This window comes from Agitococcus lubricus (assembly GCF_003051055.1).
Taxonomy (GTDB): Bacteria; Pseudomonadota; Gammaproteobacteria; order Pseudomonadales; family Moraxellaceae; genus Agitococcus; species Agitococcus lubricus.
Genome location: NZ_QAON01000005.1, coordinates 162,756 through 181,636 on the forward strand (window position 1 = coordinate 162,756; position 18,881 = coordinate 181,636).

Annotated in this window: 17 protein-coding genes; 5 read left to right on the forward strand and 12 right to left on the reverse strand. The window is 43.4% G+C overall.

All coding sequences use genetic code 11. From position 1 onward, the window contains the following. Positions 1 to 2: 2 nt before the first annotated feature. The 7 genes from C8N29_RS07090 to C8N29_RS07120 all read right to left on the reverse strand — a co-directional run bounded on the left by C8N29_RS07090 (position 3) and on the right by C8N29_RS07120 (position 5,729). Positions 3 to 704, reverse strand: a complete 702-nt coding sequence (locus C8N29_RS07090) for an ABC transporter ATP-binding protein (RefSeq protein WP_107865355.1) — start codon at positions 702 to 704, stop codon at positions 3 to 5. Beyond that, entirely contained in the window at positions 701 to 1,468 is a 768-nt protein-coding gene (locus C8N29_RS07095) for an ABC transporter ATP-binding protein (protein ID WP_107865356.1), read from the reverse strand. Before C8N29_RS07095 ends, C8N29_RS07090 begins: the two co-directional genes overlap by 4 nt. Further along, entirely contained in the window at positions 1,465 to 2,082 is a 618-nt protein-coding gene (locus C8N29_RS07100) for a Uma2 family endonuclease (protein ID WP_107865357.1), read from the reverse strand. The genes C8N29_RS07095 and C8N29_RS07100 overlap by 4 nt, the downstream gene beginning before the upstream one ends. Continuing rightward, complete coding sequence (locus tag C8N29_RS07105; RefSeq protein ID WP_107865358.1) at positions 2,075 to 3,115, reverse strand: branched-chain amino acid ABC transporter permease; 1,041 nt, start codon at positions 3,113 to 3,115, stop codon at positions 2,075 to 2,077. The genes C8N29_RS07100 and C8N29_RS07105 overlap by 8 nt, the downstream gene beginning before the upstream one ends. Beyond that, entirely contained in the window at positions 3,115 to 4,044 is a 930-nt protein-coding gene (locus C8N29_RS07110; protein ID WP_107865359.1) for a branched-chain amino acid ABC transporter permease, read from the reverse strand. The genes C8N29_RS07105 and C8N29_RS07110 overlap by 1 nt, the downstream gene beginning before the upstream one ends. A gap of 22 nt (positions 4,045 to 4,066) precedes the next feature. Further along, positions 4,067 to 4,426, reverse strand: a complete 360-nt coding sequence (locus tag C8N29_RS07115; protein WP_107865360.1) for a hypothetical protein — start codon at positions 4,424 to 4,426, stop codon at positions 4,067 to 4,069. Positions 4,427 to 4,559: 133 nt separating this feature from the next. Further along, positions 4,560 to 5,729: a branched-chain amino acid ABC transporter substrate-binding protein gene (locus tag C8N29_RS07120; protein ID WP_239986978.1), complete on the reverse strand. Its 1,170-nt coding sequence runs from the start codon at positions 5,727 to 5,729 to the stop codon at positions 4,560 to 4,562. A 417-nt stretch (positions 5,730 to 6,146) separates the two neighbouring features. On the opposite strand from C8N29_RS07120, the gene dapE reads away from it, so the two are divergent. Further along, positions 6,147 to 7,277: a succinyl-diaminopimelate desuccinylase gene (gene dapE, locus C8N29_RS07125; RefSeq protein WP_107865362.1), complete on the forward strand. Its 1,131-nt coding sequence runs from the start codon at positions 6,147 to 6,149 to the stop codon at positions 7,275 to 7,277. A gap of 218 nt (positions 7,278 to 7,495) precedes the next feature. Here dapE and C8N29_RS07130 read toward each other — a convergent pair whose 3' ends face one another. Further along, the gene (locus tag C8N29_RS07130; RefSeq protein ID WP_170106923.1) at positions 7,496 to 8,701 is read right to left on the reverse strand and encodes an oxygenase MpaB family protein; all 1,206 of its coding nucleotides are present in this window, start codon (positions 8,699 to 8,701) and stop codon (positions 7,496 to 7,498) included. 93 nt (positions 8,702 to 8,794) lie between these two features. Here C8N29_RS07130 and C8N29_RS07135 point away from each other — a divergent pair, with 93 nt between their 5' ends. Beyond that, a complete protein-coding gene (locus tag C8N29_RS07135; protein ID WP_107865364.1) occupies positions 8,795 to 9,421 on the forward strand; it encodes a TetR/AcrR family transcriptional regulator in 627 nt (208 codons plus the stop codon). Between the two features lie 128 nt (positions 9,422 to 9,549). Here C8N29_RS07135 and C8N29_RS07140 read toward each other — a convergent pair whose 3' ends face one another. After that, complete coding sequence (locus C8N29_RS07140; protein WP_107865365.1) at positions 9,550 to 11,490, reverse strand: M48 family metalloprotease; 1,941 nt, start codon at positions 11,488 to 11,490, stop codon at positions 9,550 to 9,552. Between the two features lie 12 nt (positions 11,491 to 11,502). Then, a complete protein-coding gene (locus C8N29_RS07145; RefSeq protein WP_107865366.1) occupies positions 11,503 to 12,090 on the reverse strand; it encodes a LemA family protein in 588 nt (195 codons plus the stop codon). A 120-nt stretch (positions 12,091 to 12,210) separates the two neighbouring features. Here C8N29_RS07145 and rimO point away from each other — a divergent pair, with 120 nt between their 5' ends. Then, a complete protein-coding gene (gene rimO / locus C8N29_RS07150) occupies positions 12,211 to 13,545 on the forward strand; it encodes a 30S ribosomal protein S12 methylthiotransferase RimO (RefSeq protein WP_107865367.1) in 1,335 nt (444 codons plus the stop codon). Between the two features lie 51 nt (positions 13,546 to 13,596). Here rimO and C8N29_RS07155 read toward each other — a convergent pair whose 3' ends face one another. Continuing rightward, positions 13,597 to 14,136, reverse strand: coding sequence for a cytochrome b (locus C8N29_RS07155; protein WP_146164429.1), 540 nt, complete (start codon positions 14,134 to 14,136; stop codon positions 13,597 to 13,599). A gap of 218 nt (positions 14,137 to 14,354) precedes the next feature. Here C8N29_RS07155 and C8N29_RS07160 point away from each other — a divergent pair, with 218 nt between their 5' ends. Beyond that, positions 14,355 to 15,275, forward strand: a complete 921-nt coding sequence (locus tag C8N29_RS07160) for a DUF808 domain-containing protein (RefSeq protein WP_107865369.1) — start codon at positions 14,355 to 14,357, stop codon at positions 15,273 to 15,275. A 79-nt stretch (positions 15,276 to 15,354) separates the two neighbouring features. Here C8N29_RS07160 and C8N29_RS07165 read toward each other — a convergent pair whose 3' ends face one another. Continuing rightward, complete coding sequence (locus tag C8N29_RS07165; protein WP_107865370.1) at positions 15,355 to 17,160, reverse strand: calcium-binding protein; 1,806 nt, start codon at positions 17,158 to 17,160, stop codon at positions 15,355 to 15,357. Between the two features lie 279 nt (positions 17,161 to 17,439). Here C8N29_RS07165 and C8N29_RS07170 point away from each other — a divergent pair, with 279 nt between their 5' ends. After that, positions 17,440 to 18,762 carry a deoxyguanosinetriphosphate triphosphohydrolase gene (locus C8N29_RS07170; RefSeq protein ID WP_107865434.1) on the forward strand — a complete coding sequence of 441 codons (1,323 nt, stop codon included), beginning with the start codon at positions 17,440 to 17,442 and terminating at the stop codon, positions 18,760 to 18,762. Positions 18,763 to 18,881 lie beyond the last annotated feature (119 nt).

The window sequence follows — 18,881 nt, forward strand, 5'->3', positions numbered from 1 at the left end:
GATTACTCTCCCAAATATGCAGCGCGTACACGCGAATCCGCAGCCAACTCTTTAGCATCCCCTTCTAAGGTAATTTTGCCACTTTCCATCACATAAGCACGCTGTGCCAAGGCTAAAGCGGCTTTGGCATTTTGTTCAACGAGCAGCACCGCCACGCCCTCTTTGGTGACTTCGCTAATGGTAGAAAAAATCTTTTCGACCATAATCGGGGCTAAGCCCATTGAGGGTTCATCGAGTAACAATAATTTGGGTTTGCTCAGTAAAGCGCGCACAATGGCCAACATTTGTTGTTCGCCACCTGATAACGTGCCTGCTAATTGCTCTTTACGTTCATGTAGACGAGGAAAGCGTTGATAGGCTTGTTCTAGTTCATCTTTAGCTAATTGCCGATGATACGCGCCCATGCGTAAGTTTTCGGCAACAGTTAGTTTAGAAAAGATGCCTCGTCCTTCGGGCACTAAGGCTAAACCATGTTTAACTCGGTCATGCGTAGGAATGGTTAATAAGTTTTGTCCTTGATAACTAATCTCCCCTGATGCAGGCTTTAGCAATCCACCCAAACAATTGAGGGTTGAGGTTTTGCCTGCACCGTTAGCACCAATTAAGCTCACCAACTCGCCTTGTTTAATCTCAAAACTAATGCCTTTAACCGCTTGAATGCCACCATAAGCAATTTGTAAGTTTTTGACGGTTAATAAGCTCATACACTACCTCCCAAATAGGCAGCAATGACTTTGGGGTCTTTTTGCACATCAGCAGGCATACCTTCGGCAATCAATTGACCGAAATCCAACACCGCCACCCGATGACACAACCCCATAACCAATTTCACATCATGCTCAATTAACAACACATTCGTGCCATCATCATAAATACGCTGAATTAATTTGGCCAAGTCTGCCGTTTCTGTTGGGTTCATACCTGCGGCTGGCTCGTCTAAAGTCAGTAGCTTCGGCTCAGTTGCCAAGGCACGCGCAATTTCTAAACGACGTTGGTCGCCATAGGATAAAGTTTTAGCAATACGTTCAGCCGCTTGTTCTAAACCCACATAAGCCAGTAATGCCATACTTTTATCTTTAATGGCTTTTTCTTCGGCTTTTACTTTGGCTGTGCGTAAAATCGCCCCCAACACTCCTGCTTTACTTTTGCTATGGCGTGCCACCATGACATTTTCTAACACGGTCATATCTTGAAAAAGACGAATATTTTGAAAAGTACGGGCAATGCCTCTCTGCAAGATTTCATGTGGCTTTAGGCTTAACGGTAACGGTTTATCTAAAAAAATGCGTTCACCACTGTCGGCTTCATACAAGCCAGTAATCACATTAAACAAGGTGGTTTTGCCTGCGCCATTTGGGCCAATTAAACCATAAATACACGATTGGGGAATGGCTAATGACACGTCTTTGAGGGCGTGAATACCCCCAAAACGTTTTTCGATATGGGAGAGTTGAAGTAATGCAGTCATGGATTTATTAACTTCGATTCAGAGCTTGCTTCGGCTTGTAACTGCCGCCACTCAACTAATTCAGGATTATTCACCCGAGCATAAATATCTTCGACAGTCAAAGTCAAAGCAATAGACTCAAAAGTCAGACTATCACCTAAATAAAAATGCTCGGACTGCCAACCTGTACGACGACGGATAATTTCTATATCGACAAAATCTTGCTCAATCAGCACATACTCTAATAGGCTGTCGATTTGGGTATAAGCAATACGTTTAGTGGTTTCATCCATGCGCCGTGTGCTTTTAGATAACACTTCGACAATAAGTGTCGGCTTTTCTGTGACATGACTATCATCCGCCAAACCTGAACAATCAACCAACACATCAGGGTAGAAATACTTTGTACCGACTTTTACCTTCATGTCAGACATATAAGGTTGGCATGGTTTAGCTTCTAAATGATTACCAAATTTACGTGCCACATTTAACGATATACGGTTATGGCTGGCACTTGCACCAGCCATGGCAAAGATTTCACCATCTATATATTCATGTTTAGTTTCGGCAATTTTTTCACCTGCCAAATACTCAGCCTCACTGATAAATGCCGTTTTAGTGACTCGATTAGCCATGTTTTAGCTCCTCTTGTCTTCTGGGTGATGGCCATAACCCTGCGGGCTTGACTAACATGACAATAATTAACGCCAAACCAAACAACAACATGCGTAAATTTTCGGGGTCAACAATCATTCGGCCAAACAGTTCACGCTGTAGTGGGTTGATGACTTCTCGCAACACTTCGGGGGTTAAGGTTAATAAAATTGCACCTAAAATCACGCCACCAATATGTCCCATACCGCCCAATACCACCATACACAGCACCATGACTGATTCCATTAAGCTAAAACTTTCGGGGCTAATAAACCCCTGAAAGCTGGCAAATAAGCCCCCTGCAACACCCCCAAAACTTGCCCCCATAGCAAAGGCTAAGAGTTTGATATTGCGCGTGTTAATGCCCATCGCTTTAGCGGCTAACTCATCTTCACGAATCGCCATCCATGCCCGACCAATACGCGAATCTTCTAAACGAATACAAATAAAAATGGTTAATAACGCTAACACTAAAAATAAATAATAATAGCTATAGGCCGAACCAAACGAGTGCCCTGCAATATCAAAGCCTTGACCAAAATCATAACCACCGATTTTGACATTATCGACCATATTAATGCCTTGAGGCCCATTGGTAATATTGACAGGACGGTCGAGGTTATTCATAAATAAACGGACAATTTCACCAAAACCTAGAGTGACAATGGCTAAATAATCGCCTTTGAGACGTAAGGTAGGCGCACCTAATAATACCCCTGCAATACAGGCCAAAAACGCGCCTAACGGCAATAACATCCATGCCGAATAATGTAACTCTAAATGCGGAGACGCTAAAATCGCCATCACATACGCACCCACCGCATAAAAGGCGATATAACCTAAATCTAATAAACCTGCATAACCGACGACAATATTTAGCCCCAAGGCCAACATAATGTATAACAGGCAAAAATCTAACAGCCGTACCCACGATGCACCAAAAGAGCCAACCAAAAACGGCGCAAACACTAAACCTAATGCGAGCAAGCCATAACCTAACCAAACCTTCTTCATTAGGGTCGCTCCGCCATTTTTTCGCCCATCAAACCTGATGGCCTAAACACTAAGACTAAAATCAATACCAAAAAGGCAAAAATATCTTGGTATTGGCTGCCTAAAAAGTTATTGGTTAAATCACCTAAATAACCTGCACCCACACTTTCAATAATGCCCAACAAAATACCGCCAATCACTGCCCCTGCAATATTACCAATACCCCCTAATACCGCGGCACAGAAGGCTTTTAGACCCAATAAAAAGCCCATATAGGCATGGGCTTGTCCGTAGTTTGCAGCAACCATAATACCCGCCACCGCACCTAAGCAAGAACCTAAAATAAAGGTCATGGCAATCACTTGGTTGACATTAACGCCCATCAACGAAGCGACTTGTGGACTTTGAGCAGTGGCACGCATTGCACGACCCAATTTAGTTTTTTGCACCAATAACCATAATGCGCCCATCATGACTGTCGCTAACACAATAATGCTAATTTGTAATGAGGTAATGGATGCACCAAACACTTGATGTGGCGCATTTTCAAAAATGGCAGGGAACGGCACATATTGTCTACCCCAAATAATCATCGCCATATTTTGCAACACGATAGATACGCCAATTGCGGTAATTAATGGTGCTAAACGAGGAGCTTTGCGTAATGGCCGATACGCCACTCGCTCAATGCTGTAGCCTAAAGCGGCACACACAGGAATGGCCATTAATACGCTGGCAAACACTAATAATAACGGGGAACTGTCACCTGCATGACCAAGTAATAAATTGAGACAGGTAATACATACCATTGCGCCAATCATGACAATTTCGCCATGCGCAAAGTTAATCAAGCCTAAAATACCGTAGACCATGGTATAACCAAGCGCGATTAACGCATAAATACTGCCTAAAATCAGGCCATTAATTAACTGTTGGGCTAAAATGTCCAATCTATCACTCTCTCTTTACTGACTAACCGCGTTGATAATTAATAATCACCGCAGCAGCACTTTCATCAAATAAGTTTGCCATTTTAGCTAATTTAACAGGCGATAATTCTTCGACCAAATAACGGGCATTATCAAAAATAGACTGTTGTACATTCAAGCCTTCGTCGATGTCTGCCGTTAAGGTCAAACTGTTGGTGATGACCTTGTTATCAAAAGAGTAATGGTCTTTATCGGTGACCGTGTATTCCAACAGTAATTGCCCATCTTTGGCGAGTAATTTGGCACTGACTAAATCACGACGTAATAACAAGCCATAACGCTCTTTTAAGTTAGGTAACAGTTCTAAGCTATGTGCGCGAAAAGTATCAAATAGTTGTTTCATGGTTTTTCTCTTTGTTATAAATCTAAATTCGTTACCCTTCGACTCCGCTCAGGGAACGCCCTTTTCGACTCCGCTCAGGGTGCGGAGTCAGAAGGTAGCTGAACCAAGTCAAGGTAGCTGAGCGCAGTCGAAGCTATTGTCCCGTCACCGTTTTTAGGACTTGCCAATCGCCTTTAACCACACGATAGACGGTGATTGCTCCCCCTTGTAAATCGCCTTTGCTATCAAACTTAATATTGGCAGTGACACCGCTATAATTGGTTTTGGCGATTTCGGGTAAATATTTGGCTGGTTCAGTGGAGTTAGCACGTTGCATCGCTTCGGCCATCACCATCATCGCATCATAACAATAGGGTGCGTATAACTGGATTTTGCCGTATTTGCCTTCAAACTTTTGTTTAAAGTCTGCACCATGTGGCATTTGCTCTAACGGGACACCGGGTAAAGAAGCGGTCACGCCCTCAGCAGCAGCACCCGCTAACTTCATAAATTCTGCGGTATGAATACCATCACCCCCCAAAAATTGGGCTTTTAAGCCCAAGGTTTGCATTTGTTTGACCATGGGTGCGCCTTGACCATCCATGCCACCATAAAACACTAAATCAGGGGCGACTCCCTTAATTTTGGTTAAAATCGCAGTAAAGTCAGAGGCTTTGTCGTTGGTAAATTCGTGCATAACGATATTACCGCCAGCCGCTTTAGCCGCTTTTTCAAATTCATCGGCTAAACCTTGGCCATAGGCAGTACGGTCATCAATGATGGCGATTTTTTTAGCCCCCATGTCTTTAACCGCAAATTCGCCTAAGACTTTACCCTGTTGTACATCATTGGCCATCACGCGGAATGCGCCTTTGTAACCTTGTTGGGTATATTTGGGATTGGTTGCCGAAGGCGAAATTTGCACTAAACCTGCATCATTATAAATGCGTGAAGAAGGAATGGTGGTGCCTGAGTTTAAGTGGCCAATAATGCCACTGACTTTATCATCGACAAATTTTTGCGCTACAGTAGTGGCAATACGCGGGTCGGCTTGGTCGTCTTCGGACTCTAATTCAAACTGAACTTTTTGCCCGCCAATCGTGAGGCCTTTGGCATTTAATTCTTCAATCGCCATCCGCACGCCATTTTCGTTATCTTTACCCAAATGTGCTTGAGGGCCTGTTAAGGGTGAAGCATGGCCAATTTTTACCACGACCGCACCCGACGACGCCGTGGCCTGACTGGTTTGCTCTTCGGGCTTTTTGCTGCACGCACTCAAGGCAACTGCGGCGGCTAATACAGTCAACGGGATAATTTTTTTCACCTTGTTTTGCTCCTTCATAAACCAATAGGGACAGATAGAGTCATCACCTGTGCATCAACAATATCATCGGATGCAAGTGGATAGACTGACTGATGGATACCCATTATCAATCAGCGATTCTAGCAAGGTTCTTGCCAAGATGGGCAATTTGTTGAACTACAAAAAGTGGAAATTACGTTAAAATGAATTATGACTTACGCATTTCACCGAAATGCTTGAGTTGAGCGAAGTCGAAACAAGCGCGTAAGTCACAAGATACAAGCTCTCTGCTAATTAATGACCGTCAGTTAAGGGAAAATTGCCCCTTAAAAGTAACCCTTCGACTACGCTCAGGGTGCATTTTTCGTTGGTTGAGCGGAGTCGAAACCAACAAAAAATGCTTAACTGACTGGCATTGCTCTGCTAACTGGAAATATTATGTCTGCTACTTTAGATTTAACTTTAGACCTGATTCGTTGCCCTTCCGTCACGCCTGTTGATGCCAATTGCCAAGAATTAATGATAAAGCGTTTAGAAAAAATTGGCTTTCACATCGAGCGTTTACGCTTTGGTGAGGTGGATAATTTTTGGGCGCGTCGGGGCAACTCTGCGCCTGTCTTTGCCTTTGCTGGCCATACCGATGTTGTCCCCACAGGCACATTAACTGCTTGGCACAACGACCCTTTTCAACCCGAAATTCGTGATGGTGTGTTATATGGTCGTGGTGCAGCCGATATGAAAGGTTCGTTGGCCGCGATGGTGGTTGCTTGCGAAAATTTTGTTGCCCAACATCCTAATCATCAAGGGTCTATTGCCTTTTTGATTACCAGTGATGAAGAAGGTGTAGCCAAAGATGGCACAGTAAAAGTGGTTGAACATTTAGAAGCACGCCAAGAAAAAATCACATGGTGTTTGGTGGGTGAACCTTCGAGCAGCAAAACTTTGGGTGATGTGATTAAAAATGGTCGTCGTGGTTCATTAAATGGCATTCTTAAAGTGATTGGCATTCAAGGTCATGTCGCTTACCCCCAGTTAGCCGATAATCCGATTCATAAAGCCGCCCCTGCCTTAGCCGAATTAGCGGCTGAAGTCTGGGACAATGGCAATGCGTTTTTTCCTGCGACCAGTTTTCAAATTTCCAATATTCATGCAGGAACAGGTGCAAACAATGTCATTCCTGCCGATATTGACGTGGTGTTTAATTTCCGCTTTTCTACCGAAGTGACTGCCGAACAACTCAAGGCGCGTACTGAGGCCATTTTAGCCAAACACGGCTTAAAATATGACTTAGCATGGAGTTTGAGTGGTCATCCGTTTTTAACGGCTAAGGGTGAATTGGTTGCGGCCAGTGTTGAAGCAATTAAAGAAGTAGCAGGCATTGATAGCGAGTTATCCACCAGTGGTGGCACATCCGATGGTCGTTTTATTGCCCCAACAGGCGCACAAGTGTTGGAGTTAGGGCCGATTAACGCCACGATTCATAAAATTAATGAGTGTGTGAATGTCGCTGATTTGGATGCCTTGGCTAAGATGTATGAAGGCATTTTGGTTAGATTGTTGGCAAAGTAATGTGTGGTTTGTATCCCATGTAAAGTGCAATATAACATGGGATACATATAAGCATGGTAATGTGGGTTGAGGCACGAAACCCATCGCATTGATTTGGTTAATAAATTGTGGGTTTCCTTCGTCAACCCACGCTACGCCACTGATTACTTCTTAAAAAATTAACCCTGTATTTCGCTACGCGACATACAGGCTACTTGCTAAACCATAACACCAATATATTACCCCAACCTCATTCCCAACTCCTGCAAATTACTCACCTGCTCTGCTCTACCCTGTTGTATAAAACGTTGTTGATACATAGGCAACAAATGATACAACACCGACTTACTCAAATTCACCCCAAACACTAAAGGCGGATACCACGGCAAAATAGTGGTTGGTAACCCTAAGTCTTGCATACCACGTTTACCCAAAAAATAACGGGTGACACTCAAATGTTTGCTATACGCTAAACGCTGCCGCCATTGAAAGCGCGAAGGTATTCCCCGTTGTAATGGCTCTTTTGCGAGTGCTCCTGCCAGCTCGTGCGTTGTCCAATCTGGCGGCGCTTGTGTCAATAAACATTGAAATAGCAACAAAGCACCTTCTTTTTCTGTATTCACCAACCATTGCTCATCAACCCCCATCAGCCAGCACGTATAACGCCAAAAATGCATAATGCTTTTAGATTCTTGTGGGCTAATCATCACCCCCAAGCCCCTCAGCCCCCATAAAAATACCACACAAAACCCTAAATACGTGGCGGCCATATCCACTTGGCAAATAGGCAACCCCCATGTTTGGCTATCCCATTTTTCATTAGTTTGTAAATGACGACGGACAACCGCATGAATAAAACGTACCTGTATGGTGCTCTTAAACCCTACTTCAAAACGAGACATACCATTCTCTTGTGTACAGTCCGACCACCACTGTCCTGTTTCGGAAGTACGTTTATCCGCTCCTTTGGTTAATGCCCCTGTTAAGACTAAAGTTTGATTAAAACCCGACATTTTGTACCCCCCCATCAACGCTAAATCCCTTAACACGATATTAGCGGGAGTGCCCATACGCTGCATCGCCAGCGCACCTTGCCTCACTAAGTCTTCATCCAACCACTTAGGTGGCTCAATCGCAGCAAATAAGGAGGCTAAGGGGGCTGGACACTCTTTTATCTGATGAATCCCTTCCACCAGCGCGCGCTCAAATTGTTGTTTAATATGACGAATATTATCTTGGGCAAACATCCACGAGACAAAATCGTCCATGACCTTATCGCCCTGCCACAAACCTGCAATTAATTGCTGGCGACGTGCGTCTGGTAATATCCAATCCACATAACGATGAATGAGTTTTGCTCGCCAAGAAGGTCGAGGACTATGCGTTTCTAACCATAATTGTTTGGCTCGTTGCGGCGTTTGAGTCATAAAAGCAGGCGTGGTCATAATATTTATCTCGCACAACAGAATGAGGGTTGACGACACCCTGTTAATAATACGAATATGTACTCGCATTCAATTCGCATTTAGGGAATTATTATGAAAAAAAAGCCCGTCCAGCAACGCTCTCAGGCGATGGTGGCTAATATCGTTAATGCGACATACGAGGCGGTAACACGCTATGGCATTGAGGGATTGACGACGGCAAAAGTAGCCGAATTAGCAGACGTCAGTATTGGCTCGTTATATCAATACTTTAGAAATAAACAGGAGTTAATTGCAGCCTTAATTGAACATAACACCGAACAAATGATTCATGACCTACAACAGATTGTCACCGCCAATCCACATGCGAGTTTAGACGATATTCTCAACCGCGCATTACGGCATGGTTTTCAACTGTTCAGGGAAGATAAAGTCTGTTTTGAGATTGTCAAAAATTGGCTGAGTTTGCCCGTACAAGAGGCCATTGATTTAATTTACGATGCAGGCACAGAGTTTGGCCGTATCTTTTTTTTGCAACATGCCCAAGACTACCCGCTGACCGATTTACACGTAAAGTCGTTTATTATCATTAACAGTACCTTATTTACTATGATTCGTTACATGAATAATCGGCACAAACTCATCAGCGAAGAACAAATGATAGACGGCTTACAACAGATGATTATTAGCTATATCCAATCGTCTGCTCAACAATCCATGGATATAGCCAAACAGCCGTAGCATACGGCGCGTTCTTGGCACGCTGTCTATCGATACATTTCCCGTGACTTATAGGTTAGTAGTCACCCTAGTGTCTATTGATGTTTGGTAGATGCACCGTATTGCTAAGCCTTGACGTTGTCATCTGTTTAATTTTTTATACCGCCTTGTAGCAATGGCATAGGGCATCCTAATACTGCCGCCAATACTCTCACTAACTCATATTCTGAACGGTGTAATACACCGTCGGTTTGAATCGTTTGTGCAGCAAGATTTATCAACTGTTTTTTGGCTTCTGCATTGAGATAGCAAAATTGCAGAAACACTTTATCTAAGGTTTGTAAGGTGCACTGTGTTGGCATAGGTGGCACGTCTAAGAATAAGGGGGCGAGTAATTGCTGATAATACTGCTCATATGCTGTGCTTGGATGAGCGCCATGCTGCAATAAGACGACAACAAGTTGAGCGCACTGCGGTGAGAAATGACTGAGGGCTTGCTGCCTAAAAATGACCTTCGGAGGATGAATGGCCTGTTCAATTAATTTTATTAATGCAAATTCAAAGACAGATAATCGCTGATTGAGCCATGCAAATGAACGTAACTCAACCAAAAACTGTTGTTGCTCCTGAACGGGCAATTGATATAAGCGAGGTATCGCCAACTCAACGATAGGCAACGCGAGACGATGGTCGCTACGCGTTAGCTGCATTTGTAAACGCCGAACAGAGAAAGCCATTCCTATTTGCTGCTTAAAAAAATCCTCTAGCACAGATACCGAACATTGTTGCTCCTGAGCCAATAAAGCAAATAACACCATTTTTGCCCCTGTTGTCGTTTGTAAAGCTCGGGAGATGTCTATAGGTAAATTACGATATAAATACTGAGCCGATAGCAAATCTGCCCACTGTAAGTCCCCTACCGCTTGGCTTAAAGGCACATCAAAATGAAAGACCACCTTATCTTGAGTGTTTATTGTTCTCTGGTCTACCGATTGAGGCAGGGGGCTATATGAGGTGGTTGGCGCAAAACTCAGGTGATGACTGTGGGTGGAAGATTGTGAGCTTGGCACACAAGCAGCCTCTTGCATGGTCTGAGTTTGCCGCGTTTGATATTTCATTCGGGTTAAAAAACTCGGTGCAATCGTGTTAATACGCTGCTCTAACGGCGGATGGCTCGCTAGCCACTGACTTATCTTGACACTATTAGCAAAACACATATGGCTCACTTGTTCGGCATGCCAAGTGTGTAAGTAAGAGCCAAACTGACCAATTTTATACAAAGCCCCTGCCAATGCGTCGGGCTGGCGGGTAAACTGTACACTACTGGCATCCGCTAAATTTTCACGCTCTCGCGAAATAGCGGCTTTAATTAAACGACCAAGTAGCAAACCCACATAACCCACTAACCATAAGCCCCAGCCCAGTGGCCAAAATGGCGTATACGTTCTTTGCTGGCGGTGCGAGGTGGTGGGTGGACACATCAGAAACTCCCCCATCTGACCGACGGCGGACAAACCCGCTAGCAATGACACCATATACGTATTTAAGCGCATATCGTCATTCAAGATATGGCTATATTCATGGCCTACGACAGCTTGTAATTCCTCTCGAGATAACTGTGTTAATGCACCTTGAGTCAGCACCAACACACTGTTTTGTGCGCTATAGCCAGCCACAAACGCGTTAATCGTATGTTGTGCAGGCAACACATATAGACGCGGCATGGGCACACCTGAGGCGATGGCCATTTCTTCACAGACATTGATAAACTGCTGCTCAAGAGGGCTTGCCGTGGCAAAATCCAGCGACTTCGCACCTAATAACGTCGCAATCGCTTGCCCTCCTTCGCGCAATAAAAACCACTCTACCGCACTCCCGCCCACAACTAACAGTAAAGCCCCTAATAGCGCTTGTTCAGACCAAGCATGCCATAATACTGTACCTTGACCTGTATCGTAGGTGCTAAGGACTGCGGCGATATACAATACAGCATTCACCCCCAAAAAAATAATTGCAACGGCTACTATAAAATAAATAACTAAGTGTGCACTCGCACGTTTGGCAGCCGATTGACGGCTAAAAAAATCCACTACAGTGAACTCTTAATTAAAACTAATTTTAATGGGCTCTTTGGCGGCTATATTAGGAATTTCTAGCATTTGAGCCTGTTGAAATTGGGTGAAATTGGCCACGATATTGTTCGGAAATTTTTCACGCTCAATGTTATACACCATCACGGCATCATTAAAGGCTTGGCGGGCAAAACTGACTCTATTTTCGGTGCTTTTTAACTCTTCCATTAAGTGTTGAATGGTGCTGTTGGCTTTAATATCGGGATAGGACTCGGACAATACCATTAACTTGCCCAAAGCAGCGCTCAACACACCTTCTGCCTGTGCCAATTGTGTCATTGCAGCCGTATTATCCACTTGTTTTGCAACCAACTGCTCGGCACTTGCCGCTTGATTTCTGGCGTTAATGACCTGCGTTAAGGTCTCTTTTTCGTGGCTTAAGTAGGCTTTTACTGCCTCTACTAAATTTGGAATCAACTCATAACGACGTTGTAACTGTACATCAATTTGTGCAAAGGCATTTTTAAAGTGATTACGCAGGGTAATCAGACTGTTATACACCGCTACCGCATAAAACCCCATCACCGCTAAAAATAGCAAAAAAATAATCGTCGGCATCTTATTACTCCTTAAAGATACGCCACCTGTTGCCTTTTTTCATTCACGTTTAAGCACAATAACAGGTACAATATACCCCGTTTTTGCTGCTTTTATGAAAAATTCTTTTGGAGTGCGCTCATGTCTGTTCAACAACCCAAAGTAGGTTTTGTGTCTTTAGGTTGCCCTAAAAACTTGGTCGATTCTGAGCGCATTTTGACGCAATTACGTGCCGAAGGTTATCAAATTTCGCCCGATTATAACGGCGCGGATTTAGTTGTCGTCAATACCTGTGGCTTTATTGAGTCCGCGGTACAAGAGTCCTTAGATGCGATTGGTGAAGCCTTAGCCGAAAACGGTAAAGTGATTGTTACAGGCTGTTTAGGCATCAAAGAAGGCCAAATTCGTGACGTGCATCCCAGCGTGTTAAAAGTGACTGGCCCACACGCCTATGAAGAAGTGATGGACAGTGTGCATCACTATTTACCACCCAAAAAAGACCATCATCCGTTTATTGATTTAGTGCCTGCACAAGGCATCAAACTCACCCCTAAGCATTATGCGTATGTCAAAATTTCTGAAGGCTGCAACCATCGTTGTACCTTCTGTATTATTCCGTCCATGCGTGGTGATTTAGTATCTCGCCCGATTGGTTCAGTCATGGCCGAAGCCCAAAATTTAGTTAAATCAGGCGTAAAAGAATTATTAGTGATTTCACAAGATACCTCGGCTTATGGTGTGGACTTAAAATACAAACTCGACTTTTGGAATGGCCAACCGTTAAAAACACGTATGCAAGAATTGTGTGAAGCCATGTCTACCTTGGGTGCTTGGGTACGTTTGCATTATGTTTATCCATATCCGCACGTTGATAACGTCATTCCGTTAATGGCTGAAGGCAAAATTTTGCCCTATTTGGATATTCCCTTCCAACACGCCAGCCCACGTATTCTTAAATTAATGAAACGTCCTGCTCACAGCGAAAACACTCTCGAACGCATTAAACAATGGCGCGAAATTTGCCCAGACTTAGTATTACGTTCTACCTTTATTGTGGGTTTCCCTAGTGAAACCGAAGAAGAGTTTGAAGAGTTATTAAACTGGTTACGCGAAGCACAACTCGACCGTGTGGGCTGCTTTAAGTATTCACCTGTTGACGGTGCAGCGGCTAATGAATTGCCAGACCCCATTCCAGAAGACGTTAAAGAAGCACGCTGGCAACGTTTTATGGAAGTTCAACAAGAAATTTCTGCTCAACGTTTGCAATTAAAAATTGGCAAAACCATTCAAGTGTTAATTGATGACATTGACGAAGAAGAAGGGGTTGCTATTGCTCGTTCAGCAGCAGATGCGCCCGAAATTGATGGCAATGTGTATATTGAAGGCGAAGGCGCAGCTGATTTAAAAATTGGAGCTTTTGCGACGGTGACTATTGTTGATGCCGATGATTACGATTTGTATGCCGAATTAGCCTAAGCTAACGGCTATTTGCCCTCTACCTTGCGTAGAGGACAAATCAACCTGTAATCACAGCATCCGTTGAATTAAACCATCTTTGACTATTTTTTGATGGTAAATGGCAGCCCCAATATGTGCCATGGTTAACAACACTAACAATGGCCAAAACACGTCTTCATGCAACTCTTTAATATCTCCCGCCAACTCTTTATTCACAGTCAGCCACTGGGGCAGCTCAAAAAAACCAAACAAACTAATCGGTTTACCTGCCAACTGAGACATCACCATACCCGTCACAGGCATTGCCAATAACGCTAAATACAACCCTCCATGTACATAAGAGGCAACCATTTGTTGCCATGCAGGCGCAGCCAGAGGCCGCGGCGTGACATTAATCAATCGCCATGTTAAACGTGCCAACATTAACGTCCCCAAAGATACACCTAAGGCTTTATGTAGCATAATCGATTGTATATACGCCTCGCTGTCTTTAGGACTGGCTTCATGCCATGCCACCATGCCCCAAACAGCAAGCAACATCACCACACTTAACCAATGAAATAGTTTAGCCAACTGTCCCCATGTATCATGGGTATTTTGTATAGACATCGCTTGCCCCTTCTGCTCATTACATACTGTTTGTGCTGGCTGATAGCCATTAAACACCCTTATTGTAGCTACAGGATACAAACCCGAGCTTAAGAGTTACTTAATCGCGTATATAACCTGCCTGATAAATTGCTGTAAAAATCACAAACGATATGAAAAAATAGCGTTAATCTGCACAAGCAGCCTCTCACACGCAATACAAATAGGAATGGATTAGCATGGCAAGTAGCTTATTGGCACTGATAGATGATATTGCCACTATTTTAGATGATGTGGCGGTCATGACTAAAGTCGCCGCCAAAAAAACGGCTGGGGTACTCGGTGATGATTTAGCACTCAATGCCCAACAAGTGACGGGCGTACAAGCCGACCGTGAATTACCTGTTGTATGGGCGGTAGCCAAAGGCTCGCTCATCAATAAAGCCATTTTAGTGCCTGCTGCGCTGCTGATTAGTGCATTTGCACCGTGGGCAGTTGTTCCTCTATTAATGATTGGCGGCGCATTTTTATGTTTTGAAGGGTTTGAAAAACTCGCGCATAAACTTTTACATAAACATGAAGAAGACGAACGACATCATCAAGCATTAGTCCATGCAATCAATGACCCACAAACGGATATGGTGAGTTTTGAACAAGAAAAAATTAAAGGTGCCGTCAGAACCGATTTTATTTTATCGGCTGAAATTATTGCGATTACCTTAGGAACAGTCGCGGCCGCTCCTTTTATGCAACAGGTCACCGTATTAACCAGTATTGCACTGATTATGACCATTGGGGTGTATGGTTTAGTCGCTGGTATTGTCAAGTTAGATGATGCAGGTCTCTATTTAAGCCAACAAGCTAGCCATACCCGCCAACAGTTTGGACGTCTATTATTAACGACCGCACCTTACCTAATGAAAGCCCTATCCGTGTTAGGGACAGCCGCCATGTTTATGGTCGGTGGCGGTATTTTGACGCATGGTTTTAGCCCCGCACATGAGGCCATTGAGCACCTTGCTCACAGTGTGAGTCATCTGCCTGCAGGTGCGTTGTTGAGTGTACTCATTCCAACGCTTTTGGATGCTATTGTTGGCATCATCGCAGGGGCGGTTGTATTAGCCAGTGTAAATGGTATCCAAAAAGTCATGGGGCGTTAGACAACAACGCACTCTGCCTTAGGCAAATAAGAGATGGTGCTAAAGCGACGTATTAAACAACGGCGCTTTAGCAATAGAATTATACTACTGACCAATTTGCCGCGATAACAGCATCATATTGTGCGTGTTCTGCCGCATTAAACTCGGTTTGTCCCAATGGAGGAGGTGTCATACCTGCCATTGCATTGACCAAATTTTGCACATTTAGATTCGTTAACATACGACCATCACTCGCTTGGAATTGCTCAACTTGATGATGGGTACTGACATACCAGTTTTTGATGATGACACTATCATTTGTCCCAATGACACTCACTTTTAAGTCCTGACCTACCTGACTAAACCATAACTGGTCGGCGTCTATAGCTCCTGCAAAACCAGGCTCAAAATTCAGTGTATCAACATTCTCCGCGATATCATTTTCCCAGATAACATCGCGGCTTCCTCCGCGTGCAAAGAAGTAGGCATCTGCACCTATTCCTCCATACAACACATCATTTCCCGCACCACCATCCAACCAGTCACTGCCTGCACCACCGAGTAAAGTATCGTTACCTATATCACCAAATATATAATTATCACCGATATTGCCAGTAATCTTGTTGTTCAAATCATTAGCTAATACATAAGTACTTCCAGTGCCATCGCTACGGAGCGTTTCGACGTTAGCGGACATTGAATAAAAGCTATTAAAGACTGATAGAATAACTAAGTCTGAACCACTGTTATAGTCCTCTAAGACTATATCTGTATTATTATCAACATAATAGATGTCATTACCTTGACCACCTTGCATAGTATCCGCACCTACAAGACCATTGAGAATATTATTCTCATTATTTCCAATTAATACATTATCTAAGCTATTTCCTTTAGCACGAATAGCTAAATCTGTTAACTGTAAATACTCGATATTAGCGGCAAGGCTATAATCAATACTACTATAGACTTTATCAAAACCTGCATTATAACGCTCAATAATGCTATCACCTAGAGTGTTCACATAATAGGTATCATGACCAAGACCTCCCGCCATTTTATCAGTACCTATACCACCATCAAGAATATTGTCTCCCGCATTACCTACTAATGTATTGGCAAGGTCATTACCTGTTGCATTTAGGTTGGCATTACCTTGCAGTCTCAATATTTCAATATTATCACTATAATCACTCAGGTTAAGCGTTATGGTACTATAAATAGTGTCAACACCTTCATTCAAAAACTCTCGTGTAATATCAGTGACTCGGTCTACATAATAAACATCATTGCCAGTACCACCGAGCATCCAATCACCACCTTGTCCTCCATCTAAGGTATCATTACCCGAACCACCAACCAAATAATCGGTCTCTGCACCTGCTATTAAATAGTCATTGCCTGCACCACCATTTAGATAGGCATTATTTAAACTCACATTACGTATAGTCACTGAATTAAGCGTATCATTTTGCTCTGTTCCCAAACTGACTATCGTGGAAACGGCAGCAAGCACTTGTGAGCCAAAATAATCATCAGATACTTTAAATAAAAAAGGGGTATTATCAGCCGTAACCCACTGAATACCTTCATCATCACTGCGTGTCATATGTCCCGTTAATTGGCCAATATTATTTTCCATTTGTAAACTAACAGCCAAACTATCAGCGACATTGTTGCTATTGTTATTACCAACGTCGGCACTGGAGAATGTCATACGTAATATATAATTGGAAGCACCTGTGAATAGCACTTTATCCATGCCCGAACCTAAATTAATCAGGTCTGCCCCATCGGTTGCATAGTTATAGGATAAGATGTCATCACCCGCTAGACCATCAATTTGGTCATCACTTGCTAGACTAATCAGATTATCATTCCCGTTTGTACCTGTAATAAAAGCCATATCTTATATTCCACTCAGTTATTCTTCGTACATAAAACACTCAATAAAACATAGCATAAGATGGCTATTTGAGCCATATCCGCCTCCTGCTTTTTGATAAGGCTCAAACGCTATCTGCATGATGCTCACTACTATAAAAATACATCATTTAGGATGTTTACCATTAACCACGCAATCCAGCGACATATTCCGTCTTTGTTAAGCTAAATTGTCTTGCTATTGTCATCATTTATTTCAATACTGACTTCTCCCCCTAAACTAGGATGTTTTCTTATGATGATGTCATGGCCTAAACTCCTGAATCCTGCACGTTTAGGCAGTCGCAAAGCACACGATGAAACCGCACGTAGCCCTTTTCATAAAGACTATGACCGTATTGTATTTTCGGGTGGATTTAGACGGCTCAATCGTAAAACTCAGGTTCACCCACTCGCCCAACACGATGCCGTTCATACCCGCCTGACTCACAGTTTAGAAGTTTCTTGTGTGGGGCGTAGCTTAGGGATGTTAGCGGCGGATAAAATTATTGACCAACTTCCACATTGGGTATCACCTGCCGATGTTGGGGCGATTATTCAAGCCGCATGTTTAGCCCATGATATTGGCAATCCTCCTTTTGGCCATGCGGGCGAATACGCCATTCGAGATTGGTTTTTACAACCTGCACAAGCACATTTAATTGCCCTTTTAGCCCCTGCACAAGCAGCCGATTTATGTCAGTTTGAAGGCAACGCGCAAGGCTTACGTATTTTAAGCCAATTAGAATATCACCCCAATGAAGGCGGTATGCGACTGACCTATGCCACGCTGGGCGCGTACTTAAAATATCCGTGGTTATCGCAGCCTTTGTCGGGTGGGGTGGCCAGCCATAAACGTGCCAAATTTGGTTGTTATCATACCGAAAAACACCTTTTAGCCACGATTGCCGAACAACTGGGTTTAGTGCAACAAGGCGATTTTCGTTGGTGTCGCCATCCCCTCGCCTATTTACTGGAGGCGGCTGATGATATTTGTTATACCTTGATTGATTTAGAAGATGGCTTGGCGTTGGGTATGCTCAGATATGAAGAAATTGAACCCTTATTTCTACAATTATTAGATGATTTACCGCCACCACCCGAGTTACGTCAGACTGTACCCGCCCCACAAAAAATTGCGGCTTTACGCGGTAAAGCCATTGAAAAATTAGTAAATGCGGTCAGTGAAGCCTTTGCCCAACAACAAGAGGCGTTATTAACTGGTCAATTAACGGGTAGCTTATTAAATCACTGCTCTGCTACCTTATCTGAGGGTATTGACGCCGCCAAAGCATTGGCACGAGAGCGTATTTTTAATCACCCGCAAAAAGCACAGCTCGAACTAGCAGCTTATGCCAGTTTACATACCTTACTCAATGCGTTTGCCGAGATGACAGCCTGTAGTTATAAACAACAAGCCCTGACGTTTAAGCAGCAACGATTACAACAGTTATTGGGTGGCCAAATTATTGATAGTACAGATAATTTATATTTAGGACTGATGCAAATGCTCGACTTTATTGCCAGTTTATCCGACCATCATGCCTTGTCTTTAGCGCAAAGTTTACAGGGTATTCAGCATTAGCGAGGATTGACGCAACTAAGCAATTTTTTGGTCATGAATCGCGTTATACTCAGCACTATCAAGGCATTAGAAATAAATGCCCAGTAGGTCTAGATATTTGCTACGATTCTTATATAGTT